22 protein-coding genes and 1 tRNA gene are annotated in these 22,925 nt (G+C 70.9%); 16 read left to right on the top strand and 7 right to left on the bottom strand.

Annotation, left to right across the window (positions count from 1 at the left end):
* Window positions 1-498 precede the first annotated feature (498 nt).
* The 6 genes from paaA (at window position 499) to ACZ6C1_RS14595 (ending at window position 5,250) form a co-directional block, all read left to right on the top strand.
* Complete coding sequence (paaA, locus tag ACZ6C1_RS14620; protein ID WP_469240885.1) at window positions 499-1,452, top strand: 1,2-phenylacetyl-CoA epoxidase subunit PaaA; 954 nt, start codon at window positions 499-501, stop codon at window positions 1,450-1,452.
* On the top strand, window positions 1,449-1,736 hold the full coding sequence (paaB, locus tag ACZ6C1_RS14615; protein ID WP_469240883.1) for a 1,2-phenylacetyl-CoA epoxidase subunit PaaB: 288 nt from the start codon (window positions 1,449-1,451) through the stop codon (window positions 1,734-1,736). The genes paaA and paaB overlap by 4 nt, the downstream gene beginning before the upstream one ends.
* Window positions 1,733-2,461 (top strand): 1,2-phenylacetyl-CoA epoxidase subunit PaaC, encoded by a 729-nt coding sequence (gene paaC, locus ACZ6C1_RS14610; protein ID WP_469240881.1) that lies wholly within the window; start codon window positions 1,733-1,735, stop codon window positions 2,459-2,461. Before paaB ends, paaC begins: the two co-directional genes overlap by 4 nt.
* Window positions 2,455-2,964: a 1,2-phenylacetyl-CoA epoxidase subunit PaaD gene (gene paaD, locus ACZ6C1_RS14605; protein ID WP_469240878.1), complete on the top strand. Its 510-nt coding sequence runs from the start codon at window positions 2,455-2,457 to the stop codon at window positions 2,962-2,964. The genes paaC and paaD overlap by 7 nt, the downstream gene beginning before the upstream one ends.
* Window positions 2,965-4,026, top strand: coding sequence for a 2Fe-2S iron-sulfur cluster-binding protein (locus ACZ6C1_RS14600; protein ID WP_469240876.1), 1,062 nt, complete (start codon window positions 2,965-2,967; stop codon window positions 4,024-4,026).
* 90 nt (window positions 4,027-4,116) lie between these two features.
* Window positions 4,117-5,250: an acyl-CoA dehydrogenase family protein gene (locus ACZ6C1_RS14595; RefSeq protein WP_469240875.1), complete on the top strand. Its 1,134-nt coding sequence runs from the start codon at window positions 4,117-4,119 to the stop codon at window positions 5,248-5,250.
* A gap of 389 nt (window positions 5,251-5,639) precedes the next feature.
* Here the strand turns inward: ACZ6C1_RS14595 and ACZ6C1_RS14590 are convergent, their stop codons facing one another.
* From ACZ6C1_RS14590 to ACZ6C1_RS14575, 4 genes are all read right to left on the bottom strand, one after another.
* Window positions 5,640-5,984, bottom strand: coding sequence for a rhodanese-like domain-containing protein (locus ACZ6C1_RS14590; protein WP_469240873.1), 345 nt, complete (start codon window positions 5,982-5,984; stop codon window positions 5,640-5,642).
* A 53-nt stretch (window positions 5,985-6,037) separates the two neighbouring features.
* On the bottom strand, window positions 6,038-6,862 hold the full coding sequence (locus tag ACZ6C1_RS14585) for a hypothetical protein (RefSeq protein ID WP_469241228.1): 825 nt from the start codon (window positions 6,860-6,862) through the stop codon (window positions 6,038-6,040).
* A 102-nt stretch (window positions 6,863-6,964) separates the two neighbouring features.
* Window positions 6,965-8,398: a DUF2252 domain-containing protein gene (locus ACZ6C1_RS14580; protein ID WP_469241226.1), complete on the bottom strand. Its 1,434-nt coding sequence runs from the start codon at window positions 8,396-8,398 to the stop codon at window positions 6,965-6,967.
* A gap of 181 nt (window positions 8,399-8,579) precedes the next feature.
* Window positions 8,580-9,668: a hypothetical protein gene (locus ACZ6C1_RS14575; protein ID WP_469240870.1), complete on the bottom strand. Its 1,089-nt coding sequence runs from the start codon at window positions 9,666-9,668 to the stop codon at window positions 8,580-8,582.
* An 88-nt stretch (window positions 9,669-9,756) separates the two neighbouring features.
* Between ACZ6C1_RS14575 and ACZ6C1_RS14570 the strand changes: the two genes are divergently transcribed.
* The gene (locus ACZ6C1_RS14570) at window positions 9,757-10,182 is read left to right on the top strand and encodes a MarR family winged helix-turn-helix transcriptional regulator (protein WP_469240868.1); all 426 of its coding nucleotides are present in this window, start codon (window positions 9,757-9,759) and stop codon (window positions 10,180-10,182) included.
* A gap of 111 nt (window positions 10,183-10,293) precedes the next feature.
* Here ACZ6C1_RS14570 and ACZ6C1_RS14565 read toward each other — a convergent pair whose 3' ends face one another.
* Window positions 10,294-11,049, bottom strand: a complete 756-nt coding sequence (locus ACZ6C1_RS14565; RefSeq protein WP_469240867.1) for a helix-turn-helix domain-containing protein — start codon at window positions 11,047-11,049, stop codon at window positions 10,294-10,296.
* A 237-nt stretch (window positions 11,050-11,286) separates the two neighbouring features.
* Here ACZ6C1_RS14565 and ACZ6C1_RS14560 point away from each other — a divergent pair, with 237 nt between their 5' ends.
* The 3 genes from ACZ6C1_RS14560 (at window position 11,287) to ACZ6C1_RS14550 (ending at window position 13,842) form a co-directional block, all read left to right on the top strand.
* Window positions 11,287-11,952 (top strand): DUF4097 family beta strand repeat-containing protein, encoded by a 666-nt coding sequence (locus tag ACZ6C1_RS14560; protein ID WP_469240865.1) that lies wholly within the window; start codon window positions 11,287-11,289, stop codon window positions 11,950-11,952.
* Window positions 11,953-12,046: 94 nt separating this feature from the next.
* Window positions 12,047-13,027 (top strand): ATP-binding cassette domain-containing protein, encoded by a 981-nt coding sequence (locus tag ACZ6C1_RS14555; RefSeq protein ID WP_469240863.1) that lies wholly within the window; start codon window positions 12,047-12,049, stop codon window positions 13,025-13,027.
* On the top strand, window positions 13,024-13,842 hold the full coding sequence (locus ACZ6C1_RS14550; RefSeq protein ID WP_469240861.1) for an ABC transporter permease: 819 nt from the start codon (window positions 13,024-13,026) through the stop codon (window positions 13,840-13,842). The genes ACZ6C1_RS14555 and ACZ6C1_RS14550 overlap by 4 nt, the downstream gene beginning before the upstream one ends.
* Here the strand turns inward: ACZ6C1_RS14550 and ACZ6C1_RS14545 are convergent.
* Window positions 13,823-13,975, bottom strand: a complete 153-nt coding sequence (locus ACZ6C1_RS14545) for a hypothetical protein (protein ID WP_469240859.1) — start codon at window positions 13,973-13,975, stop codon at window positions 13,823-13,825. The genes ACZ6C1_RS14550 and ACZ6C1_RS14545 overlap by 20 nt on opposite strands.
* Before the next feature lie 119 nt (window positions 13,976-14,094).
* Window positions 14,095-14,181 (bottom strand) — tRNA-Leu (locus ACZ6C1_RS14540).
* A 444-nt stretch (window positions 14,182-14,625) separates the two neighbouring features.
* Here ACZ6C1_RS14540 and ACZ6C1_RS14535 point away from each other — a divergent pair.
* The 6 genes from ACZ6C1_RS14535 (at window position 14,626) to pknB (ending at window position 22,774) form a co-directional block, all read left to right on the top strand.
* Complete coding sequence (locus ACZ6C1_RS14535) at window positions 14,626-15,480, top strand: FhaA domain-containing protein (RefSeq protein WP_469240858.1); 855 nt, start codon at window positions 14,626-14,628, stop codon at window positions 15,478-15,480.
* Between the two features lie 10 nt (window positions 15,481-15,490).
* On the top strand, window positions 15,491-16,003 hold the full coding sequence (locus ACZ6C1_RS14530) for an FHA domain-containing protein FhaB/FipA (protein WP_392275665.1): 513 nt from the start codon (window positions 15,491-15,493) through the stop codon (window positions 16,001-16,003).
* A 138-nt stretch (window positions 16,004-16,141) separates the two neighbouring features.
* Window positions 16,142-17,647 (top strand): Stp1/IreP family PP2C-type Ser/Thr phosphatase, encoded by a 1,506-nt coding sequence (locus tag ACZ6C1_RS14525; RefSeq protein WP_469240855.1) that lies wholly within the window; start codon window positions 16,142-16,144, stop codon window positions 17,645-17,647.
* A 26-nt stretch (window positions 17,648-17,673) separates the two neighbouring features.
* On the top strand, window positions 17,674-19,104 hold the full coding sequence (locus ACZ6C1_RS14520; protein WP_469240853.1) for an FtsW/RodA/SpoVE family cell cycle protein: 1,431 nt from the start codon (window positions 17,674-17,676) through the stop codon (window positions 19,102-19,104).
* Window positions 19,101-20,567 (top strand): peptidoglycan D,D-transpeptidase FtsI family protein, encoded by a 1,467-nt coding sequence (locus ACZ6C1_RS14515; RefSeq protein ID WP_469240851.1) that lies wholly within the window; start codon window positions 19,101-19,103, stop codon window positions 20,565-20,567. The genes ACZ6C1_RS14520 and ACZ6C1_RS14515 overlap by 4 nt, the downstream gene beginning before the upstream one ends.
* A gap of 164 nt (window positions 20,568-20,731) precedes the next feature.
* Window positions 20,732-22,774, top strand: a complete 2,043-nt coding sequence (gene pknB / locus ACZ6C1_RS14510) for a Stk1 family PASTA domain-containing Ser/Thr kinase (protein ID WP_469240849.1) — start codon at window positions 20,732-20,734, stop codon at window positions 22,772-22,774.
* Window positions 22,775-22,925: the final 151 nt, after the last annotated feature.

Raw genomic sequence — 22,925 nt, 5'->3', positions numbered from 1 at the left:
CCCGGGCCAGTACCCGGCCCGGTGCCGGTGCCAGTACCCGTCTCGGAGTCGGCGCCCTGCCCGATGCCGGCCCTCGGCCCGGTGCCCGGCGTGGACCAGGACGGGGCGGTGGCGCGGGTGCGGGGGAGCGCCCGGTCCGGGTCCGGCGCCGGCTCCGGCGCCGCAGGGTCGGAGTCCTGGGAGGTCGCTCGATCGGCGCAACCGGCGGTCGGGGATGTGCGCCCGGGGCCGGGGGCAGGTGTGGGCACCTGCTCGGGGCCGGATTCCGGGCCGGGGGCGTCGGCGTGCGCGGGATCGATCGGAGGAGCCACGGAGTCGGAGCCCTCCGGGTCGGTGGCGCGCCGGGCGCGGCCACCGGCCTCCTTGTCGTACGAGTCCATCCCGCCCCGTCCCCGTTCCCCATCGCTCAGCCGGAGTTATCCACAGGGTTGACACCATACGGGCCGCCGACTCACCATTGAAGTCATTCAACCGAACGATCGGTCGGTAGGGGGCCCGATGACGGCAGTGACTGCGGACACGCAGGAGGCGTACGAGGCGGTGTTCGACGCCGCCGTGGCCGCCGATGAGCGGATCGAACCGCGCGACTGGATGCCGGAGGCCTATCGCGCCACGCTCGTCCGGCAGATCGCCCAGCACGCCCACTCCGAGATCATCGGCATGCAGCCTGAGGCGAACTGGATCACCCGTGCGCCCTCGCTGCGGCGCAAGGCGATCCTCATGGCCAAGGTGCAGGACGAGGCCGGGCACGGCCTGTATCTCTACAGCGCCGCCGAGACCCTCGGCACCGGCCGGGACGAGCTGCTCGACAAGCTCCACACCGGCCGCCAGAAGTACTCGTCCATCTTCAACTACCCCACGCTGACCTGGGCCGACGTCGGCGCCATCGGCTGGCTCGTGGACGGCGCGGCGATCACCAACCAGGTGCCGCTGTGCCGCTGCTCCTACGGTCCGTACGCCCGCGCGATGGTGCGGATCTGCAAGGAGGAGTCGTTCCACCAGCGCCAGGGGTACGAGTCGCTCCTCGCCCTCTCACGCGGGACGCCGGAGCAGCACGAGATGGCCCAGGACGCGGTGAACCGCTGGTGGTGGCCGTCGCTGATGATGTTCGGTCCGCCGGACGACGAGTCGTCGCACTCGGCGCAGTCCATGGCCTGGAAGATCAAGAGGCACTCGAACGACGAGCTGCGCCAGCGGTTCGTCGACATCTGCGTCCCCCAGGCGGAGGCACTGGGCCTCACCCTCCCCGACCCCGACCTCCGGTGGAACGAGGAGCGCGGGCACTACGACTTCGGTCCGATCGACTGGACCGAGTTCTGGGAGGTCCTCAAGGGCAACGGGCCCTGCAACGAACAGCGCATCACCCAGCGCCGCCGCGCCCACGAGGAAGGTGCCTGGGTCAGGGAGGCCGCGGCGGCGTACGCGGCGAAGCACGGGGAGGCGACGGCATGACGACCAGCGACTGGCCGCTGTGGGAGGTGTTCGTGCGCTCGCGCCGCGGGCTGTCCCACACTCACGCGGGAAGCCTCCACGCGCCTGACGCGCAGATGGCGCTCCGCAATGCCCGCGACCTGTACACCCGCCGCAGTGAGGGCGTCTCCATCTGGGTGGTGCCGTCGGGGGCGATCACCGCCTCCTCGCCCGACGAGAAGGACCCGTTCTTCGAGCCGGCCGCCGACAAGCCCTACCGGCACCCGACGTTCTACGAGGTCCCCGAGGGGGTGAAGAACCTGTGACCACCACCGCGAACACCGCCGCGGCGCTCGCCCTCGGCGACGACGCTCTTGTGCTGTCGCACCGGCTGGGGGAGTGGGCGGGACACGCGCCCGTCCTGGAGGAGGAGGTCGCGCTCGCCAACATCGCGCTGGACCTGCTGGGCCAGGCACGGGTTCTGCTGTCCCTCGTGGGGGACGAGGACGAGCTGGCGTATCTGCGCGAGGAGCGGGCGTTCCGCAATGTGCAGCTGGTCGAGCAGCCGAACGGCGACTTCGCCCACACCATCGTCCGGCAGCTGTACTTCTCCACCTACCAGCGGCTGCTGTACGGCCGGCTGGTGGCGACGGGCGACGCCGGCGGTGAGCTGACCGGGCTCGCGGCGAAGGCCGTCAAGGAGGTCGCGTACCACCAGGATCACGCCGAGCAGTGGACGTTGCGGCTGGGTGACGGCACCGCCGAGAGCCATGAGCGGACGCAGCACGCCTGCACGGCGCTGTGGCGCTTCACGGGCGAGCTGTTCCAGCCGGTGGCAGGGCTGGACGTCGACTGGCAGGAGCTGGAGTCCGACTGGCTGGCCTCCGTGACGGCGATCCTGGAGCGGGCCACGCTCACCGTGCCGGAGGGACCGCGCACGGGAGCGTGGAGTGCCGGTGCGGGACGCCAGGGCCTGCACACCGAGAGCTTCGGCCGGATGATCGCCGAGATGCAGCACCTGCACCGCAGCCACCCGGGGGCGTCATGGTGACCGGCACGGCGGACATGACCGCCTTGGAGGAGGAGCTGAGCCGGCTCGCCGGCTCGGTCCCCGACCCCGAGCTGCCCGTGTTGACACTGGAGGAGCTCGGAGTTCTGCGCGGGGTGCACGTCCTCGCCCCCGGCCGGGTCAAGGTCGAGCTGACGCCGACATACACCGGCTGCCCCGCCGTCGAGGCGATGTCCTCGGACATCGAGCGGGTGCTGCACGAGCACGGCATGGCGGAGGTCTCGGTCGTCACGGTGCTGTCCCCCGCCTGGTCGACCGACGACATCAGCGAGGAGGGGCGCCGCAAGCTCGCCGAGTTCGGCATAGCGCCGCCCCGTCACCAGGGCACGGGCGGCGGCCCGGTGCCGGTCACGCTGGCGATCCGCTGCCCGCACTGCGGCTCGACCGACACGGAGTTGCTGAGCCGCTTCTCCTCCACCGCCTGCAAGGCGCTGCGCCGCTGCACCGCCTGCCGTGAACCGTTCGACCACTTCAAGGAGTTGTAGATGTTCCATCCGCTCCGGGTGAGCGAGGTCGAGCGGCTCACGGACGACTCGGTCGCCGTCACCTTCGCGGTCCCGCCCGAGCTGCGCGAGGCCTTCCGTCACGTCCCCGGCCAGCACCTCGCCCTGCGCCGCCAGAGCACGAGCGGCGAGGAGATCCGCCGTACGTACTCGATCTGTTCTCCCGCCGCCCCCGAGGGCGAGGACCCGGTGCTGCGGGTCGGCATCCGGCTGGTGGACGGTGGCGAGTTCTCCACGTACGCGCTCAAGGAGCTCGCGGTCGGGGACACGGTGGAGGTCATGGAGCCGATGGGCCGGTTCCTCCTGCCGCCGCGGCCCGGGCACTTCGCGGCGATCGTGGGCGGCAGCGGGATCACCCCCGTGCTGTCCATGGCCTCGACGCTGCTGGCCCGGGAACCGCAGGCCCGGTTCTGCCTCATACGCAGTGACCGTACGGCGGCCTCGACGATGTTCCTGGAGGAGGTCGCCGACCTGAAGGACCGGTACCCGGACCGGTTCCAGCTGGTGACCGTGCTGTCGCGGGAGGAGCAGCAGTCGGGGCTGCCGTCCGGGCGGCTGGACCAGGAGCGGCTGACCGCTCTGCTTCCCGCGCTACTGGCGGTCGACGAGGTGGACGGCTGGTTCCTGTGCGGGCCGTTCGGGCTGGTCCTGGGCGCCGAGCGGGCGCTGCGCGGGCTGGGCGTGGACCGTGGCCGTATCCACCAGGAGATCTTCCACGTGGACGACGGTTCCGCGCCCGCCGCCCTGCGGGCGGCCGCTGTTCCGGCGCACGCCACGCTCACCGCCACTCTCGACGGCCGGTCGGGCACCTGGCCGGTACAGGAGGGTGAGTCGCTGCTGGAGACGGTGTTGCGGAGTCGCTCGGACGCGCCGTACGCGTGCAAGGGCGGCGTCTGTGGCACCTGCCGTGCCTTCCTGGTCACCGGCGAGGTCCGGATGGACCGCAACTACGCCCTGGAGGCCGAGGAGACGGACGCCGGATACGTACTGGCCTGCCAGTCGCACCCGGTGACGCCGGAGGTGGAGCTCGACTTCGACCGCTGAGCCCGCTTCCTCGAGCCCATTCCCTTCCCCTAGAACCTGTTCTATCTTGACGGTCCGTCAGATAAGGATGGCGCGCGGGGAGGCAGGGCTGTGGACTTCACCTTCAGCGAGGAGCAGCAGGCGGCCGTCGAAGCGGCGAAGGCGGTCTTCTCGGCCGTCACGCCCGACGGTGTACCGAGCCCCGCGCTCACACCGGGCGCGGTGGCCGAGGAGTTCGACCGGCCCCTGTGGGCGAGGCTCGCGGCGGCGGACCTGCTGAGCCTGGTGCTCGCCCCCCGGCACGGCGGTGCGGGCCTGGACCCCGTCGCCCTGTGTCTGGTGCTGCGCGAGTCCGCCAAGGTGCTGGCCCGGGTGCCGCTGCTGGAGACCAGCGCGGTCGCTATGGCCGTGGAGCGCTACGGGGACGCCGAGTTGGCCGCCGAGCTGCTCCCCCGGGTCGGCCGGGGCGAGCTGGTGCTCACGGTCGGCGCCCATGGCCGCACCGGCCACGATCCGGCGGAGCTGGCGGTGACGGCCCGCGGGGACGGCGACCGCTGGGTGCTCGAAGGGATGCAGACGGGCGTCCCCTGGGCCCGGTGCGCGGACCGTATCGCGATACCGGCACACACCCCCGAGGGCCGCGCGGTCATCGCCCTGGTGCCCCGCGACCGCGAGGGCATCACCCTCGCCGACCAGGTCTCCACCAGCGGAGAGCTGCTCGCCGAAGTACGGCTGGACTCCGTGCGGGTCACCGATCAGGAGGTGATCGGCACCGAGGGCGCCTGGGAGTGGCTGCGCGGGCTGCTCACCACCGGCACGTGTGCGCTGTCGCTCGGCCTCGGCGAGGCCGTCCTCACGATGACCGCGGCGTACACCGGCAAGCGCGAACAGTTCGGGCACCCGATCGCGACCTTCCAGGCCGTCGCCGTCCAGGCCGCCGACCGCTACATCGACCTCCGGGCCATGGAGGTCACCCTCTGGCAGGCGGCCTGGCGGATCGGCTCGGGTGCCTCCGGGGCGCTGCCCGCCGCCGGGGACATCGCCGTCGCGAAGATCTGGGCCTCCGAGGGCGTCCGGCGAGTCGTACAGACGGCTCAGCACCTCCACGGCGGCTTCGGCGCGGACACCGACTATCCGCTGCACCGCTACCACGCCTGGGCCAAACAGCTGGAGCTGTCCCTCGGCCCCGCCGCCGCCCACGAAGAAGCGCTCGGCGACCTCCTCGCCGCCCACCCCCTGGCCTGACCCACCGGGCCGGCCGCCGACCGACCGCCGCCCGGCGCGCCGGGCGGCCCGTGGCACCACCCTTCGGCCGGCCGACCGCCGGACTGGTCCGCCCATGCCGCCCACGCATCGCGGACGACCCGGGCGACCACCGGCCCGGTCGGCCGACAGCTCTGTACCGACCCACGCGGCCAACCACCCGGCCGGCCCACGCGGACGCCACGCGGACGCCACCCGGGCGGCCCGCCCGGCCCTCGCGGTCAACCACCGGGCCGACTAACCGGGCGACCACCCAGGCCGATCCGACCCACACGACCACCCACCCAGACCGACCACCCAGGTCGACCCGACCCACGCGGCCAACCACCCAGGCCGACCACCCGGGCCGACCGCCAGGCCGGTCCGGCGGGCTACAGGACGACCGCGGGGCTGCCGTTGTCGGTGACCATGGGGCGGCCGGCGCCTTCCCAGGCGAGCATGCCGCCGTCGATGTTCACGGCGTCGACGCCCTGCTGCACCAGGTACTGGGTCACCTGGGCGGACCGGCCGCCGACCCGGCACATCACATAGGCGCGGCGCCCGTCGGCGACCGCCTCGGTCACCTCGCCGAAGCGGGCCACGAAGTCGCTCATCGGCACATGCAGCGCGCCCTCGACGTGCCCGGCCGCCCACTCGTCGTCCTCGCGGACGTCGAGCACCAGTCCGTCGGCCGGTACCGACGCGGCGTCCACGGTGGGCAGCGGTGCGAAGTTCATGGCTCAGGCTTTCTCTCGTCGGTGGGATACATCCCGACGCTACTCCACAACCGCTACTGAGCGAGCGCGGCCAGTTCAGCCTCACGCTCGGCGACCTGCGCCAGCAGTTGCTCGGCGATGTCCTCCAGCAGCCGGTCGGGGTCGTCGGGAGCCATCCGGAGCATCGCGCCGATCGCGCTGTCCTCCAGGTCCCGCGCCACCACGGTCAGCAGCTCCTTGCGCCGGGCCAGCCATTCCAGCCTGGCGTAGAGCTCCTCGCTCTCGCTGAGCTCGGTGGCCGCCGGTGCCGGGCCCGACGCCCATTCCTCGGACAGCTCCCGCAGCAGCGCTTCGTCGCCGCGCCCGTACGCGGCGTTCACGCGGGTGATGAACTCCTCGCGCCGCTGCCGCTCCTTCTCCTCACGCGCCAGGTCCGGATGCGCCTTGCGGGCCAGCTCGCGGTAGAGCTTGCGCGCCTCGTCGCTCGGCCGGACCCGCTTGGGCGGCTGCACCGGCCGGTCGGTGAGCATCGCGGCCGCCTCGGGGGGCAGGCCGTCGGAGTCCATCCAGTCGCCGAACAGCTCGTCGACACCGGGCATGGGCATCACCAGCGCCCGCGCCGCCTGCGCCTTGAGCAGGTCCTCCGGATCACCGGAGCGCGCCGCCTTCGCCTCCGCGATCAGGGCGTCCAGCTCGTCCAGTCGCGTGTACATCGGGCCGAGCTTCTGGTGGTGCAGCCGGGAGAAGTTCTCCACCTCCACCCGGAACGTCTCCACCGCGATCTCGAACTCGATCAGCGCCTGTTCCGCCGCGCGCACCGCCCGCTCCAGCCGCGCCTCCGGCCGCTCGGCCGCGTCATCGGCGGGGCCGGCGGCCGCGTCATCGGGCGCACCGGCCACGTCGTCGGTCGAGGCACCGGCCACGTCGTCGGTCGGGGCACCGGTCACGTCGTCGTTCGGGGTCGTCACCCGACCAGCGTACGGGCGACGGGCCCCGGCCCGTCACACCCCCAGCTCGGCGGCTATGCGCCCGCTCCTGACCGCCGTGAGGAGATCGGCGTGATCCGCCTCCGTCCGGTCGGCGTACGCCACGGCGAACCGCGCCACGGCCTCGTCCAGCTCGTCGTTCTTGCCGCAGTACCCGGCGAGGAGCCGGGGGTCGGCGCTGTGCGCGTGCGCCCGGGCCAGCAGGGCGCCGGTCATCCGTCCGTAGTCGTCGACCTGGTCGGCCGAGAGCGCCGCCGGATCGACGCTGCCCTTGCGGTTGCGGAACTGCCGCACCTGGTACGGCCTGCCCTCGACCGTCGTCCACCCCAGCAAGCTGTCGCTGACGACCTGCATGCGCTTCTGCCCGAGCACCACGCGCCGCCCCTCGTGTGCCACCTCCGCCTCGGGGAAGCCCACCCGGTGCAGGTGGGGCAGCAGCGCGGAGGGCCGAGCCTCCTTGACCTGGAGCACCAGCGGCTCGCCCCGGTGGTCCAGCAGCAGCACGACGTACGAACGCGTCCCCACGCTCCCGGTGCCCACCACCCGGAACGCCACGTCGTGGATCGCGTACCGCGCCAGCAGCGGCAGCCGGTCCTCCGGCAGCGTCTCCACATACGCGCCCAGCGAGGCGGCGACCGCCGCGGCCTCCGCGTCCGGTACACGACGCAGCACGGGCGGCGCGTCCACGAACCGACGCCCGCCGTCCGGGCACTCCTCCGTCGCCTTGGCGGCGAACCGGGCACTGGTGTTGCCGCGCGCCTTCTCCGCCACCCGCTCCAGCGTGCCCAGCAGGTCACGGGCGTCGGTGTGCGAGACCAGCTCCTCGTCGGCGATCGCGTTCCAGGCGTCGAGCACGGGGAGCTTGGCCAGCAGCCGCATCGTGCGCCGGTAGGCGCCCACCGCGTCGAACGCCGCCGCCCGGCACACGTCCTCGTCCGCGCCCGCCTCCCGCCCGGCCAGTACCAGCGACGTCGCGAGCCGCTTGACGTCCCACTCCCAGGGGCCGACCACGGTCTCGTCGAAGTCGTTCAGGTCGATCACGAGCCGGCCGCGCGCATCGCCGTACAGCCCGAAGTTCGCCGCGTGCGCGTCCCCGCAAATCTGCGCGCCGATACCGGTGACCGGCGTCCCCGCCAGGTCGTACGCCATCAGCCCGGCGGCACCGCGCAGGAACGCGAACGGCGTGGCGGCCATCCTGCCCACCCGTATCGGCGCCAGGCCCGGCACCCGGCCGCGGCTCGACTCCTCCACCGCCCGCACCGCATCCGGCCGCCCGTCGGCGAGCTCCAGCGAACCGTGCGACGAGCGCGGCACCCGCTCCCGCAGCGCCTTACCGCGCTCCTTCGGGGAGCCCTCTCCCCGCTCGGCGGTGGCGAACCCCGGCACCACCGGGATGCGCCCGCCGCCGGTTCCGCGCTGTGTCGCCACCGCCGCCCGGATGTCGCCCATGACCCCGCCCCCGTCCACCATCGCCCAGTTGCCAAGTTGCCAAGTTGCCAAGTGCCCAGACGGTACCTCCACCACCGGCCACACGTCCCGGCCTGTGGACAACGTGAGCAGCGTGAACGGCGGTGAACAGCCAGAACGGCAGGGACCACCACCGGACCCCACCCGCCATCAGAACCCGCCGTCAGACGGCCACTGCCTCCTCCATCTCCTCCTCGGCACCGGCGCCACCGCGCACCTCCCGCGTCACACGCCGCCGCGCCTCCGCTGCCCCCGCCGCGCCCATGGCGACGACACCGGCGAGCAGCCACAGGGCCAGCACGAGCACGTTGCCTCCCAGACCGTGGCCGCCGAAGTACACATGGGCCCGCACGCCCTCGACGAACCCGGCGCCGTTCCAGAAGGCGTGCAGCGACGCGAAGAACCCGGGCTGCAGCTCCGGCCGGAACACCCCGCCCGAGCTGGTGAAGTTCAGCATCACGAACAGCACCATCACGCCCAGCGTCGTCCACCGCCTCAGGAACGTATGCAGACCGACACCGATCAGCAGGACCCCCGCCGAGTACAGCCACGCCATCGCCCAGACGCCACCCAGTCCCTCGTCCACCAGGTGGAAGAGCGGTCCCGCGAACACCGCTCCGATCACGCTCACGACCAGCGACATCCCGGCCGCGAGCAGCGCCCGGATCCGCAGCGGCAGAACGGCACCGGCCCCGCCGATCACGGCGACCGACGCGTAGGAACCGATCGACAGCGCCACCAGCAGGAAGAAGATGCCCTGCCCGGTCGGATCGCCTTCCGACACAGGCACCACATCCGTCACCTTCAGGGGCGCGCCCCGCTCCGCCGCGACATCGGTGAAGACCTTCTCCACCACCGTGGCGCTGGTGTCCGAGGCCGCCGAGGCGACCAGCAACTCCGGCCTCGCCCCCGGCACATACGCCCCGAAGACCTCCTGCCTTTCAAGGGCCTCGACCGCCTCGTCGCGACCGGTGGCGGTACGCACGTCCAGCGCCCCGTCGCCCTTGTCGTGGAGCGTCTGCGCCAGTACCTGGGCAGCGGGCCCGGAGCCGACCACGTCGACCCGCAGAGCGTGCGGCTCGGGGGCGTGGAAAGCGCCCAGGTAGGCAAGACCCATGCCGACGCACATCAGCAGGGGGGTCAGCAGATGACCGAGCACATGACGGAGCGGGCCCGCGGTACCCGTAGCGGCGCCGGTACCGGCGTGCGCCCTCCGCGCCGGGGCCGAGAGCGAAGACACCGAGGACGGCATGACGGAATACCTCCAGCAGTTGGCTTTTACAACCTCTTATCCTGTTGTACTGTACAACTGACACGCGAAGGACGAGGTGACGCAGACCATGCCGGCGGGACGCGACGAGTCGGTCGACATCATCCAGCGCGAGTTGACGGCGTTCGCCCGCCGCGCCCGCGCCGCGGCCGCGCGGCTCCACCCGGAGCTGTCGCTCGTGTCGTACACGCTGCTCGCGCACATCGACGACCGGCACGGTTGCCGCGCCACCGACCTCGCCGCCCACTACATGCTGGACAAGTCGACCGTCAGCCGACAGGTCGCCGCCCTCGAAAAGCTGGGCCTCGTCGAGCGCCGCCCCGATCCCGACGACCACCGCGTCCAGGTGTTGCACCCCACCGAGGCCGGCACCAGGGTGCTTTCGTCCACCCACGCCAGCCGCCGCGCCGCCTACCAGGAACGCCTCGCCGACTGGTCCACCGAGGACCTCGACCGCTTCGCCGCCTACCTGCTGCGCTACAACCGCAACGCCTGACCGGTCGGCGGTCACTCCCGGCCGCGACCGGCCGCGACCGGCCGGAAGGACGGCCACCCGCCCCCAGACGGCCACCCGCCCCCAGACGGCAGCCGGCTCCCGGACGGCCGCCTATCCGCGACCCGAACCCTGCTCGGCGCTTCCCCCCGCGGGTGCCGCCGGTTTCGCGTGGAGGACCTCACGGGCCTGCTCCGCGGCGCGGGCGATGCTCTCGCAGACGAAGTCGAGGAAGCGGGCGACGTTCTCGAGGCGCGCGCCGGCCGGAGTACCCGGGCCGAGGATGCCGACGCCCTGCCGTGCGGTCTCGACGACCTGGGCGGTGGACCGGAGGCTGGCCATCATCGACCGGTACCAGATGTCGTCATCGACGACGTAGCGCTCGCGGCGGCGTTCGTCGCGTTCCCGGCGAACGAAACCCTGACTGTCGAGGAACGCGACCGCTTTGGAGATGGACGCCGGGCTGACCTGCAGGTGCTGGGCGAGTTCGGACGCGGTGAGGCTGCCGGTGTCGGTGAGGGTGAGGCAGGCCATCACCCGGGACATCATCTTGGGCATGCCCGAGGCCATGAGGACGGTGGTGAACACCTCCTCGTACTCGCGTACGGCCTCGGCGTCGCGACCGTCGGCCCGCGGGCGTGTCCGGGGCCCCCTGGGTGCGGTCTGCCTGCGCCGGTGGGCGCGGCGTTCGGTGGCCCGGTGGGCGAGGTCGGCGCGGTAGGCGGTGGGGCCGCCGTTGCGCATCACCTCGCGCGTGATCGTGGAGGTCGGGCGATCGAGACGGCGGGCGATCTCGGCGTAGGGGAGGCTGTCGGCCAGCCCCAGCGCGATCTGCTGGCGGTCCTGCTGAGTGAGCCTGCCTCCCGGCATCGCGATCTCCTTGGTGGTCCTTCGCAGTGGTTCCCGACTCCCCCACTATAGCGTTCACCTTCTACTCATTGCAATGAATGAACCTTTGTCATTGCGTTACTTTCTTCCCCGTTGCAACACTTTCTATCACTTGACCTGCGCAAACACATCTACCGTGCAACGGACTTATTGTCACACACTGGAAAGCAACGTAGCGTTTGCGATGTCAGAAACAAGGAACCGCACAGGAGAGCAATCATGCAGAAGTTCGCCACCTCCGCTCCGATCACCGCCGCCCTGAACATCCCCGCCGGACGCATCCAGTTCATCGCCGCCGACCGCGCCGACACCACCGTCGAGGTGCTCCCCGCCAACCCCTCCAAGAGCCGCGACGTCCAGCTCGCCGAGCAGACCACCGTCACCTACGCCGACGGCGTCCTGCGGATCCGCACCCCCGAGCCCAAGAACCAGCTCTTCGGCCCCTCCGGGTCGGTGGAGGTCACCGTCCAGCTGCCCGCCGGCTCCCACGTCGAGGCCACGACGGCGAGCTCCGAGCTGCGCGGCGTCGGCCGCCTCGGCGACGTCACCTTCGAAGGCGCGTACCGCCAGATCAAGATCGACGAGGCCGCGAGCGTCCGCCTCACCGCGATCGACGGCGACGTCGAGGTCGGCCGGCTCAACGGCCCCGCGGAGATCAGCACCGCCAGGGGCGACATCCGGATCACCGAGGCCGCGCGCGGCACGGTCGTGCTCCGCACCCAGTCCGGCGACATCTCGGTCGCCGCCGCCGCCGGTGTCTCGGCCGCCCTGGACGCGGGCACCGGCTACGGCCGCGTCAGCAACGCCCTCAAGAACGACGGCACCACCGGACTCGACATCCGCGCCACCACGTCCCACGGCGACATCGACGCCCGCAGCCTCTGAGACCTCACAACCGGCACAGCCCCCAAGGCCTGCACAGCCTCTGAAGGCTGCACCGCCTCCGAAGTCTCCACAGCCTCTCGAAGGAGCACCCCACATGACCGGCTCGGCCATCACGGCGAACGGGCTGCGCAAGTCCTACGGCGACAAGGTCGTACTGGACGGCGTGGACCTGACCGTCCCCGAAGGAACGATCTTCTCCCTGCTCGGCCCGAACGGCGCCGGCAAGACGACCGCCGTCAAGATCCTCTCCACCCTCATCTCGCCCGACCCGGCCTCGGGCGAGATCCGGGTCGGCGGCCACGACCTCGCCGCCGACCCGCAGGCGGTCCGCGCCACCATCGGCGTCACCGGGCAGTTCTCCGCCGTCGACGGCCTGATCACCGGCGAGGAGAACATGCTCCTCATGGCGGACCTGCACCACCTGTCCAAGCGCGAGGGGCGGCGGGTCACCGCCGAGCTGCTGGAGCGCTTCGACCTGGTCGAGGCCGCGAAGAAGCCCGCCTCCACCTACTCCGGCGGCATGAAGCGGCGCCTCGACATCGCCATGACCCTGGTCGGCGATCCGCGGATCATCTTCCTCGACGAACCGACCACCGGCCTCGACCCGCGCAGCCGCCACAACATGTGGCTGATCATCCGCGAGCTGGTCAGGGACGGTGTCACCGTCTTCCTCACCACCCAGTACCTGGAGGAGGCCGACCAGCTCGCCGACCGCATCGCCGTGCTCAACGACGGCAAGATCGCCGCCCATGGCACCGCCGAGGAGCTCAAGCGGCTGATCCCCGGCGGCCACGTCCGGCTCCGCTTCTCCGACCCGTCCGCGTACCGCAGCGCCGCCTCCGCCCTGGGCGAGGTCGCCCGGGACGACGAGGCGCTGGCGCTGCAGGTCCCCAGCGACGGCACCCAGCGGGAGCTGCGCCTCATCCTCGACCGGCTGGACTCCGCCGGCATCGAGGCCGACGAGCTCACCGTGCACACCCCCGACCTCGACGACGTGTTCTTCGCCCTGACCGGCACCGCCCCGCAGCCCGGCCGGCCCGGCCGGACCACCCAGCCCAAGGAGGCTGTCCGATGAGCACCCCCCAGGCCCCCGCCCGCCCGGCCCGGCTCTCCCTCGCCGTACGCGACTCGTCCACGATGCTGCGCCGCAACCTCCTGCACGCACGGCGCTACCCGTCCCTCACCCTGAACCTGCTGCTCACGCCGGTCATGCTGCTGTTGCTCTTCGTCTACGTCTTCGGCGACGTCATGAGCGCGGGCATCGGCGGCGGCGGCGCCGACCGCTCCGATTACATCGCCTACGTCGTGCCGGGCATCCTGCTGATGACCATCGGAGGCACCGTCGTCGGGACCGCGGTGTCCGTCTCCAACGACATGACCGAGGGCATCATCGCCCGCTTCCGCACGATGGCGATCCACCGCGGATCCGTGATCATCGGCCACGTCATCGGCAGCGTGCTCCAGTCGGTCATGAGCGTGGTCCTCGTGGGCGCCGTCGCCGTGGCCATCGGCTTCCGTTCCACCGACGCCACCGCCCTGGAGTGGCTGGCCGCGTTCGGGCTGCTCGTCCTCTTCGCCACGGCGCTCACCTGGATCGCGGTCGGCATGGGTCTGATCAGCCCGAACGCCGAGGCAGCCAGCAACAACGCGATGCCGATGATCCTGCTGCCGCTCCTGTCCAGCGCCTTCGTCCCGGTCGCCGCGATGCCGGGCTGGTTCCGGCCCATCGCCGAGTACCAGCCGTTCACGCCCGCCATCGAGACCCTGCGCGGGCTCCTGCTCGGCAGCGAGATCGGCCACAACGGGTGGCTCGCGGTCGCCTGGTGCCTGGGCCTCGCGGTGCTCGGCTACTTCTGGTCGGCCGCCAAGTTCAACGGCGACCCGAAGTAACCGCCATGACGGCGCGGGCCACCTCCCGCCACTCGTACCGCCCGAGGGCGGCGCACTCCGACACCACGTCGGTGTACGCCGCCCCGCTCGCGTCCCGGACGCACCCGACCGCCCCGGCAGTGACTTCGGTCACTCCCCGGGGTCTTCGCGCGCCCGCCGCCCGAGACCTCCTCCGGACCGGGCGGCACAACGAGAAACGGGCCCTCGCCCGGACTTTCGTCTCTGGCGAGAACCCGTTTCATCGGTTTCTCATGGTGCGCGAGGGGGGAGTTGAACCCCCACGCCCTTGCGGGCACTGGAACCTGAATCCAGCGCGTCTGCCTATTCCGCCACCCGCGCATTGGGTGTTGCCGCTTGGTTTCCCACCGTTTTCCCGGTGCGTCCCCCTGGCGACATCAGAAGATTAGCACGACGCGGGAGGTGGATTCACATCCGTTTGTTTCGGGCACCCCGACGGCGAACAGAGAGCGGAGGGGGCGGTCAGCGGGAGGGAAGGAGCGAGGTACGAACCCGACACACCAGCCACACGGCACACCTGCGCCACACCCGTCCCACAGGAACGTCACAGGAGACACCGCGGGCGGACACAGGGAACGGGATCCCGCCGTACCCACTCCTCCAGGGTGCACGTCAGGTGCGGGACACTGTCCGGAGGGCGCCTCTACGATCCCTGTGAGAGGTGACACTCGTCCACAGGGCAGAGAAGGGGAACCAGCCGATTTCCCGACGCGTGGATACGATCAGTAAGCAGTACCAGGACGGCAACGACGGAGGAGGTGCCCCATGGGAGTCCTGAAGCGTTTCGAGCAGCGTCTCGAAGGTCTGGTCAACGGCACCTTCGCCAAAGTCTTCAAGTCCGAGGTCCAGCCCGTCGAGATCGCGGGTGCCCTCCAGCGCGAGTGCGACAACAACGCCTCGATCTGGAACCGCGACCGTACGGTCGTCCCGAACGACTTCATCGTGGAGCTGAGCGCGCCGGACTACGAGCGCCTCAGCCCGTACTCGGGCCAGCTCGGGGACGAGCTGTCGGGCCTGGTCCGCGACTACGCCAAGCAGCAGCGGTACACCTTCATGGGCCCGATCAAGGTCCACCTGGAGAAGGCGGACGACCTCGACACGGGCCTGTACCGGGTACGCAGCCGGACGCTCGCGTCGAGTACGTCACAGTCGCAGGCACCGTCCGGTCCCGCCGGCCACGTCGGCCAGGCCGGTCCGGCCGCGCCGCCCGCCGGCCGCCCCGGTGGCTACGGCTACCCTCCCGCCGCCGCTCCTCCGATGCCGGCGGCCCCGCCGCCCGGTATGAACCGTCCGCCCGCCGGCCGCCCGCAGGGCGCCGCGGGCCCCATGCCCGGCGCCCAGGTGCGCCACTGGATCGAGATCAACGGCACCCGCCACCAGATCTCCCGCCCGACGCTGGTGCTGGGCCGCAGCACCGAAGCCGACGTGCGGATCGACGACCCCGGCGTATCGCGCCGCCACTGCGAGATCCGGACCGGAACGCCCTCGACGATCCAGGATCTCGGGTCCACCAACGGCATCGTGGTGGACGGGCAGCACACAACCCGCGCTACGCTCCGCGACGGCTCGCGGATCGTCGTGGGCAGTACCACCATCGTTTACCGGCAAGCCGAAGGGTGAAGCGGGGGCAATGTCAGAGCTGACCCTCACGGTCATGCGGTTGGGTTTCCTCGCCGTACTGTGGCTGTTCGTCATCGTGGCCGTTCAGGTCATCCGAAGCGACCTGTTCGGGACGCGTGTCACGCAGCGCGGTTCGCGCCGCGAGGCCGCACGGCCCCAGCAGGCCGCCCGTCAGCAGGCTGCGGCACCGCCGCAGCAGCGCCAGCAGTCCGGCCGTCAGCGCCGCGGTGCGCCGACCAAGCTGGTCGTCTCCGAGGGCACCCTCACGGGCACCACGGTCGCCCTCCAGGGCCAGACGATCACCCTGGGACGCGCGCACGACTCCACGATCGTCCTGGACGACGACTACGCGTCCAGCAGGCATGCCAGGATCTACCCGGACCGTGACGGCCAGTGGATCGTCGAGGATCTCGGGTCCACCAACGGCACGTATCTCGACCGGACCCGACTCACCACCCCGACACCGATTCCGCTGGGCGCGCCGATCCGCATCGGCAAGACCGTCATCGAGCTGCGGAAGTAGTACGACAATGAGCGAGCGGAGCGAGCGAGCCGCAGCGGTGCCCACAGGTGACCGGCACAGGCTCCCGACCGGAGGGTGGGCAGTGTGGCTCGAGACCGGCTGTACCCGGAGGCGTCGGAGTCGACAGGGCAGGTGCGCATGAGTCTGTCACTGCGTTTCGCCGCCGGATCGCACAAGGGCATGATCCGCGAGGGCAACGAGGACTCCGGGTACGCCGGACCACGCCTCCTCGCGATCGCCGACGGCATGGGCGGCCAGGCCGCCGGTGAGGTCGCCTCCTCCGAGGTGATCTCCACGCTCGTCACCCTCGACGACGACGTGCCCGGCTCCGACATCCTCACCTCACTCGGTACGGCGGTGCAGCGCGCCAACGACCAACTGCGGCTGATGGTCGAGGAGGACCCGCAGCTCGAGGGCATGGGGACCACCCTGACCGCCCTGCTGTGGACGGGCCAGCGCCTCGGCCTGGTCCACGTCGGCGACTCCCGCGCGTACCTCCTCCGTGACGGCGTCCTCACGCAGATCACCCAGGACCACACGTGGGTGCAGCGCCTCGTGGACGAGGGCAGGATCACCGAGGAGGAAGCCACCACCCATCCGCAGCGCTCGCTCCTGATGCGCGCGCTGGGCAGTGGCGACCACGTCGAGCCGGACCTCTCCATCCGTGAGGTGCGGGCCGGCGACCGGTACCTGATCTGCTCGGACGGCCTGTCCGGCGTCGTCTCCCACCAGACGATGGAGGAGACCCTCGCCAGCTACCAGGGGCCCCAGGAGACCGTCCAGGACCTGATCCAGCTCGCGCTGCGCGGCGGCGGCCCCGACAACATCACCGTGATCGTCGCCGACGTCCTCGACGTCGACGGCGGCGACACCCTGGCCGGGCAGCTCAGCGACACCCCGGTCATCGTGGGCGCGGTCGCCGAGAACCAGCAGCAGCTGAACGACGGCGGCGCCATGGAGACCCCCGCGGGCCGCGCCGCCGGCCTGGGCCGCCAGGCCCCGCCGCCGCCCGGCGGTGGCTTCGGCCCGCCCGGCAGCGGTGACGACCTCGGATACGGCGGCATGCCGCCGGAGGGCAGCTTCGGCGCGTACAGCGACGCCGACTTCACCAAGCCGCGCAGCGGCCGCAAATGGCTGAAGAGATCGTTCTTCCTCGTGCTCGCGCTGGCCGTGGTCGGCGGGGCGACGTACGGCGGTTACCGCTGGACCCAGACGCAGTACTACGTCGGGACCAAGGACGATCACGTCGCCCTCTACCGCGGCATCAGCCAGGACCTGGCGTGGGTCTCGCTCTCGGAGGTCGAGAAGGACCACCCCGAGATCGAACTCAAGTACCTCCCCGACTACCAGCGCAAGCAGGTCCAGGAGACCATCGCCGGCGGCAGCCTCACCAAAGCCCGGGACAAGATCGAGGAGCTCGCCAACCAGGCGTCCGCCTGCAAGAAGCAGGAGCAGCGCCAGCAGGCGGCCGACCGGGCACCCGCCGCACCTCCCGGCGAGGGGCAGGCAGGCGGCACCACCGGTCTCCCGACCGCGCCCACGCCCACGCCCAAGCCGTCCACCAGCACCGCAGCCACTCCCACTCCGGGCCCCACCCTCTCGGAGGAGGAGCAGAAGCTGGCCTCGAACTGCGGCAAGAGCTAAGCACCCGTAGGGGGCCTTTCACCACCATGAGCGTTGTCACCAACACGACCACGATCGGCGCGATCGATCTGCCGAGCCGCCGGAACACCGAGCTGGCGCTGCTCGGCTTCGCCGTCGCCATCCCGGTCTTCGCGTACCTGAACGTGGGCCTCGCCCTGGACGGCAAGGTCCCGGCGGGCATGCTCGGCTACGGCATCGGGCTGGGCCTGCTGGCGGGCATCGCCCACCTGCTGGTGCGGCGGTTCGCGAAGTACGCCGACCCGATCCTGCTGCCGCTGGCGACGCTGCTCAACGGTCTGGGGCTGGTGCTGATCTGGCGGCTGGACCAGTCGCCGCGCATCATCGCCCGGTACGACACGTTCACGCCGGACGCGCCGAAGCAGCTGATGTACTCGGCGATCGGCGTCGCGCTGTTCCTGCTGGTGCTGATCTTCCTGAAGGACCACCGCGTCCTGCAGCGCTACACGTACATCTCCATGGTGGCGGCGGTCATCCTGCTGCTGCTGCCGCTGGTGCCGGGCCTCGGCTCGGACGTCTTCGGCGCCAAGATCTGGATCAAGGTCGGCCCGTTCTCCATCCAGCCCGGTGAGTTCGCCAAGATCGTGATCGCGGTCTTCTTCTCCGGCTACCTGATGGTGAAACGGGACGCGCTCGCTCTGGCCAGCCGCCGTTTCATGGGCCTTTACCTGCCCCGTGGCCGCGACCTCGGCCCGATCCTCACGATCTGGGCAGTCAGCCTGCTCATCCTGGTCTTCGAGAACGACCTCGGTACGTCGCTGCTGTTCTTCGGCATGTTCGTGATCATGCTGTACGTGGCGACCGAGCGGACCAGCTGGATCATCATGGGTCTGCTGATGGCCGTGGGCGGCGCGGTGGTCGTCGGCTCGACCGCCAGCCACGTCAAGTCCCGGGTGGCGGCCTGGCTCGACCCCTTCGGCTGCCGTGAAACGGCGCCCGAGGGCTCCAACATGATCGAGGCCTGCGACCAGATGACCCAGGTGTTGATGTCGTTCGGCTCCGGCGGCACCCTCGGCACCGGTCTCGGGCAGGGCAACTCCGACCTGGTCGGCTTCGCCGCCAACTCCGACTTCATCTTCGCCACCGTCGGCGAGGAGCTCGGCCTGGCCGGCGTCATGGCCTTCCTGCTCCTGTACGGCCTGATCGTCGAGCGGGGTCTGCGCACCGCGCTCGCCGCCCGCGACCCGTTCGGCAAGCTGCTCGCGACCGGCCTGTCCGGCGCCTTCGCGCTGCAGATCTTCGTCGTCGCCGGCGGTGTCATGGGCCTCATTCCGCTGACCGGTATGACCATGCCGTTCCTCGCGTACGGCGGTTCTTCCGTGATCGCCAACTGGGCCCTGATCGCGATCCTGCTGAGGATCAGCGACACCGCCCGCCGTCCCGCGCCGGCGCCCGCCCCGTCCCCCGACGCCGAGATGACCCAGGTGGTCCGACCGTGAACAAGCCCCTGCGCCATATCGCGATCTTCTGCGGCCTGCTGGTGCTCGCCCTGCTGATCCGGGACAACTGGCTCCAGTACGTCCGCGCCGACGAGCTGAGCACCCACAAGAACAACCGCCGGGTCACGATCGAGCGGTACGCCAACGTCCGCGGCAACATCATCGTGGACGGCAAGCCGATCACCGGCACGATCGACTCGAAGGACCCGTACTACAGGTTCAAGCGCACCTACGTGAACGGCCCCATGTGGGCGCCCGTGACCGGGTACGCGTCCCAGGCCTTCGACGCGAACCAGCTGGAGAAGCTGCACGACGGCATCCTCACCGGCAACGACGACCGGCTCTTCTTCGACCGCACCCTGTCGATGTTCACGGGCGACAAGAAGAAGGGCGGCGACGTCGTCACCACCCTGAACGGCGCCGCCCAGAAGGCCGCCTTCGAGCGCCTCGGCGATAAGAAGGGCGCCGTCGCGGCCATCGAGCCGTCGACCGGCAAGATCCTGGCGCTGGCGTCGACGCCTTCGTACGACCCGTCCTCCTTCGCCGGTTACCGGGACAAGGACGCCAAGGCGTGGCAGACGCTGGAGAAGGACAAGGACAAGCCGAAGCTGAACCGCGCGCTGCGCGAGATCTACCCGCCCGGCTCCACCTTCAAGGTGCTGACGGCCGCCGCGGCGCTGGAGAACGGCAAGGTCACGGACATCAACGCGGCCACGGACACGCCCGAGCCGTACCTCCTGCCCGACACCAGCACGCCGATGAAGAACCACGCCCCCGGCTGCGAGAACGCCACGCTGAAGTACGCGATGGAAGTGTCCTGCAACTCGGTCTTCGCCAAGCTCGGCCATGAGGTCGGCCGCGACAAGATGGTCGAGATGGCGGAGAAGTTCGGCTTCAACAACGCGGAGATCGACACTCCGGTCCGCGCCTCCATGTCCGTCTACGACCGGAAGATGGACCGCCCGCAGAACGCGCTTTCCTCCATCGGGCAGTTCAACACCGCCACCACCCCCCTCCAGATGGCCATGGTGGCGGCGGCCATCGCCAACGACGGCAAGCTGATGAAGCCGTACATGGTGGACGAGCTGCGCTCCCCGGACCTCGACGTGCTGGAGAAGCACGAGCCCGAGGAGATGAGCCAGCCGATGTCGCCCAAGACCGCTCAGCTCGTCCAGGAGATGATGGAGAGCGTCGTCAACAGCCAGAACGGCACCGGCGGCAAGGCGAAGATCGACGGTGTGACGGTCGGTGGCAAGACCGGTACCGCCCAGCACGGCGAGAAGAACAAGGCCCGCCCCTATGCCTGGTTCATCTCGTACGCCAAGACGGACAACGGTTCCCCGGTCGCCGTCGCCGTCGTGGTCGAGGACTCCGACGCGACCCGTGACGACATCAGCGGTGGCGGCCTCGCCGGGCCGATCGCCCGCGAGGTGATGAAGGCGGTGCTCGACAGCAAGAAGTGACGCGTGAGCCGCGACCGCGTCTGAGTGCCGGTGTGTACCGGTCCCGTATCAGGTAGTGGTCGCGGTCCGATCGACTTCCCGTGGCCGGTAGCGTATGCGCGAACAGCACACCGCCGGACCACACGCGGGTGCGGTCGGGACTGACGGAGAGGGCTGGAACAGTTATGGAAGAGCCGCGTCGCCTCGGCGGCCGGTACGAGCTGGGCTCGGTGCTCGGCCGCGGTGGCATGGCGGAGGTCTACCTCGCCCACGACACCCGGCTCGGCCGCACCGTCGCCGTGAAGACGCTGCGGGCCGACCTCGCCCGTGACCCGTCCTTCCAGGCCCGGTTCCGCCGTGAGGCCCAGTCGGCCGCCTCGCTCAACCACCCGGCGATCGTCGCGGTCTACGACACCGGCGAGGACTACGTCGACAACATCTCCATCCCGTACATCGTGATGGAGTACGTCGACGGTTCCACCCTGCGTGAGCTGCTGCACTCGGGCCGCAAGCTGCTGCCCGAGCGCACGCTGGAGATGACGGTCGGCATCCTCCAGGCCCTGGAGTACTCGCACCGGGCCGGCATCGTCCACCGCGACATCAAGCCGGCGAACGTCATGCTGACCCGCACCGGCCAGGTCAAGGTCATGGACTTCGGCATCGCCCGTGCCATGGGCGACTCCGGGATGACCATGACGCAGACCGCGGCGGTGATCGGCACCGCCCAGTACCTCTCCCCGGAGCAGGCCAAGGGCGAGCAGGTCGACGCCCGCTCCGACCTGTACTCCACCGGCTGTCTGCTGTACGAGCTGCTGACCGTCCGCCCGCCGTTCGTGGGCGACTCCCCGGTCGCGGTGGCGTACCAGCACGTGCGCGAGGAGCCGCAGCCGCCCAGCAACTTCGACCCCGAGATCACGCCCGAGATGGACGCCATCGTCCTGAAGGCACTGGTCAAGGACCCGGACTACCGGTACCAGTCGGCCGACGAGATGCGCGCCGACATCGAGGCGTGCCTCGACGGCCAGCCGGTCGCCGCGACGGCGGCGATGGGCGCGGCCGGGTACGGGGGCTTCGGCCCCGACGACCAGCCCACCACGGCGATGCGCCCGGCCGACCCGGCCGGTCAGACGTCGATGCTGCCGCCCATGAACCCGGACGACGGCGGCTTCGGCTACGACGACCGCCCGGACCGCCGCCGTCAGAGGAAGTCGAACCTGTCGACGATCCTGCTGATCCTCGCGGGCATCCTGGTGCTGGTCGGCGCGATCCTGATCGGCAAGGTGGTCTTCGACGGCAAGAGCGGCGGCGGCTCGGACACCGTCGACGTACCCAACGTGGTCGGCAAGCCGTTCCCTGAGGCGGAGCGGACGGTGGAGGCCGCGGGGCTGAAGATCGCCCGGGCGGGCACCGACGCCTGCGACCGGCCGAAGGGCTCGGTCTGCAGCCAGACGCCCGAATCCGGGCCGATGGCGAAGGGCGAGACCATCTCGGTCATCGTCTCCGAGGGCGCCGCGAAGATCGAGGTGCCGAGCGTCGTCGAGCAGTCGGAGAAGACCGCCAGGCAGAACCTGGAGAACAAGGGCTTCACCGTCAAGGTCGACTACAAGGAGTCCGACAAGCAGCCGGGGGAGGTCCTGGACCAGACCCCGCCGGGCGGCTCCAAGGCCGAGAAGGGCACCGAGGTCACCCTCACGGTGTCCAAGCAGGCCGAGCAGGACGTGCCTCCGGTCACCGGCCAGCAGTTCGACGCCGCGAAGGCGCAGCTCGAGACGCTCGGCTTCACCGTCAAGCGCGAGGACGTCGACTCGGACCAGCCCGCGGGCACCGTCGTGGAGCAGAACCCGCAGGGTGGCAAGGCCCCCAAGGGCAGCGAGGTCACCCTGAAGGTCTCCAAGGGCCAGCAGCAGCCGCAGCAGGTCCCGGTGCCCGAGATGCGGCTGCAGCAGCTGGGCCAGGCCAAGCAGACGCTGGCGGCCAGCGGGTTCACCAACGTCCAGGTCGCCCAGGGCTGCCCGGCCGACGACTCCGCCATCGTGGCCAACAGCGACCCGCAGCCCGGCACGCCGGTGGACCCGGCGACCACCACGGTCACACTGACCACCGTGGGCTGCCAGGGCGGCGGCGGCAACGGGAACGGCGGCAACGACAACAACGGCGACAACGACGGTGACAACGACGGAGGCTTCTTCGGCGGCCCGTCGGGGATCACCTTCCGCGAGCAGGGCTGAGCCCCACCGCGTACGGGGGGGGGGGGGGGGGGGGGGGGGGGGGGGGTGGGTGGGGGGGGGGGGGGGGTGGGGGGGGGGGGAGGAGGGGGGCCAGCACGGACAGGAGTTCGGCGACCCGTATCCACCACAGGAACGGTGACCCTATGACCAG

This window comes from Streptomyces sp. NPDC041796, assembly GCF_055590785.1.
This window is presented reverse-complemented; position numbering and strand designations above follow the sequence as displayed.

Bases quoted from the DNA above. Each gene is read 5' to 3' on its own strand.
- paaA (WP_469240885.1), top strand. From the start codon at position 499: ATGACGGCAGTGACTGCGGACACGCAGGAGGCGTACGAGGCGGTGTTC.
- paaB (WP_469240883.1), top strand. From the start codon at position 1,449: ATGACGACCAGCGACTGGCCGCTGTGGGAGGTGTTCGTGCGCTCGCGC.
- paaD (WP_469240878.1), top strand. From the start codon at position 2,455: ATGGTGACCGGCACGGCGGACATGACCGCCTTGGAGGAGGAGCTGAGC.
- ACZ6C1_RS14600 (WP_469240876.1), top strand. From the start codon at position 2,965: ATGTTCCATCCGCTCCGGGTGAGCGAGGTCGAGCGGCTCACGGACGAC.
- ACZ6C1_RS14590 (WP_469240873.1), bottom strand. From the start codon at position 5,984: ATGAACTTCGCACCGCTGCCCACCGTGGACGCCGCGTCGGTACCGGCC.
- ACZ6C1_RS14580 (WP_469241226.1), bottom strand. From the start codon at position 8,398: ATGGGCGACATCCGGGCGGCGGTGGCGACACAGCGCGGAACCGGCGGC.
- ACZ6C1_RS14575 (WP_469240870.1), bottom strand. From the start codon at position 9,668: ATGCCGTCCTCGGTGTCTTCGCTCTCGGCCCCGGCGCGGAGGGCGCAC.
- ACZ6C1_RS14570 (WP_469240868.1), top strand. From the start codon at position 9,757: ATGCCGGCGGGACGCGACGAGTCGGTCGACATCATCCAGCGCGAGTTG.
- ACZ6C1_RS14565 (WP_469240867.1), bottom strand. From the start codon at position 11,049: ATGCCGGGAGGCAGGCTCACTCAGCAGGACCGCCAGCAGATCGCGCTG.
- ACZ6C1_RS14560 (WP_469240865.1), top strand. From the start codon at position 11,287: ATGCAGAAGTTCGCCACCTCCGCTCCGATCACCGCCGCCCTGAACATC.
- ACZ6C1_RS14555 (WP_469240863.1), top strand. From the start codon at position 12,047: ATGACCGGCTCGGCCATCACGGCGAACGGGCTGCGCAAGTCCTACGGC.
- ACZ6C1_RS14550 (WP_469240861.1), top strand. From the start codon at position 13,024: ATGAGCACCCCCCAGGCCCCCGCCCGCCCGGCCCGGCTCTCCCTCGCC.
- ACZ6C1_RS14535 (WP_469240858.1), top strand. From the start codon at position 14,626: ATGGGAGTCCTGAAGCGTTTCGAGCAGCGTCTCGAAGGTCTGGTCAAC.
- ACZ6C1_RS14530 (WP_392275665.1), top strand. From the start codon at position 15,491: ATGTCAGAGCTGACCCTCACGGTCATGCGGTTGGGTTTCCTCGCCGTA.
- ACZ6C1_RS14525 (WP_469240855.1), top strand. From the start codon at position 16,142: ATGAGTCTGTCACTGCGTTTCGCCGCCGGATCGCACAAGGGCATGATC.
- ACZ6C1_RS14520 (WP_469240853.1), top strand. From the start codon at position 17,674: ATGAGCGTTGTCACCAACACGACCACGATCGGCGCGATCGATCTGCCG.
- pknB (WP_469240849.1), top strand. From the start codon at position 20,732: ATGGAAGAGCCGCGTCGCCTCGGCGGCCGGTACGAGCTGGGCTCGGTG.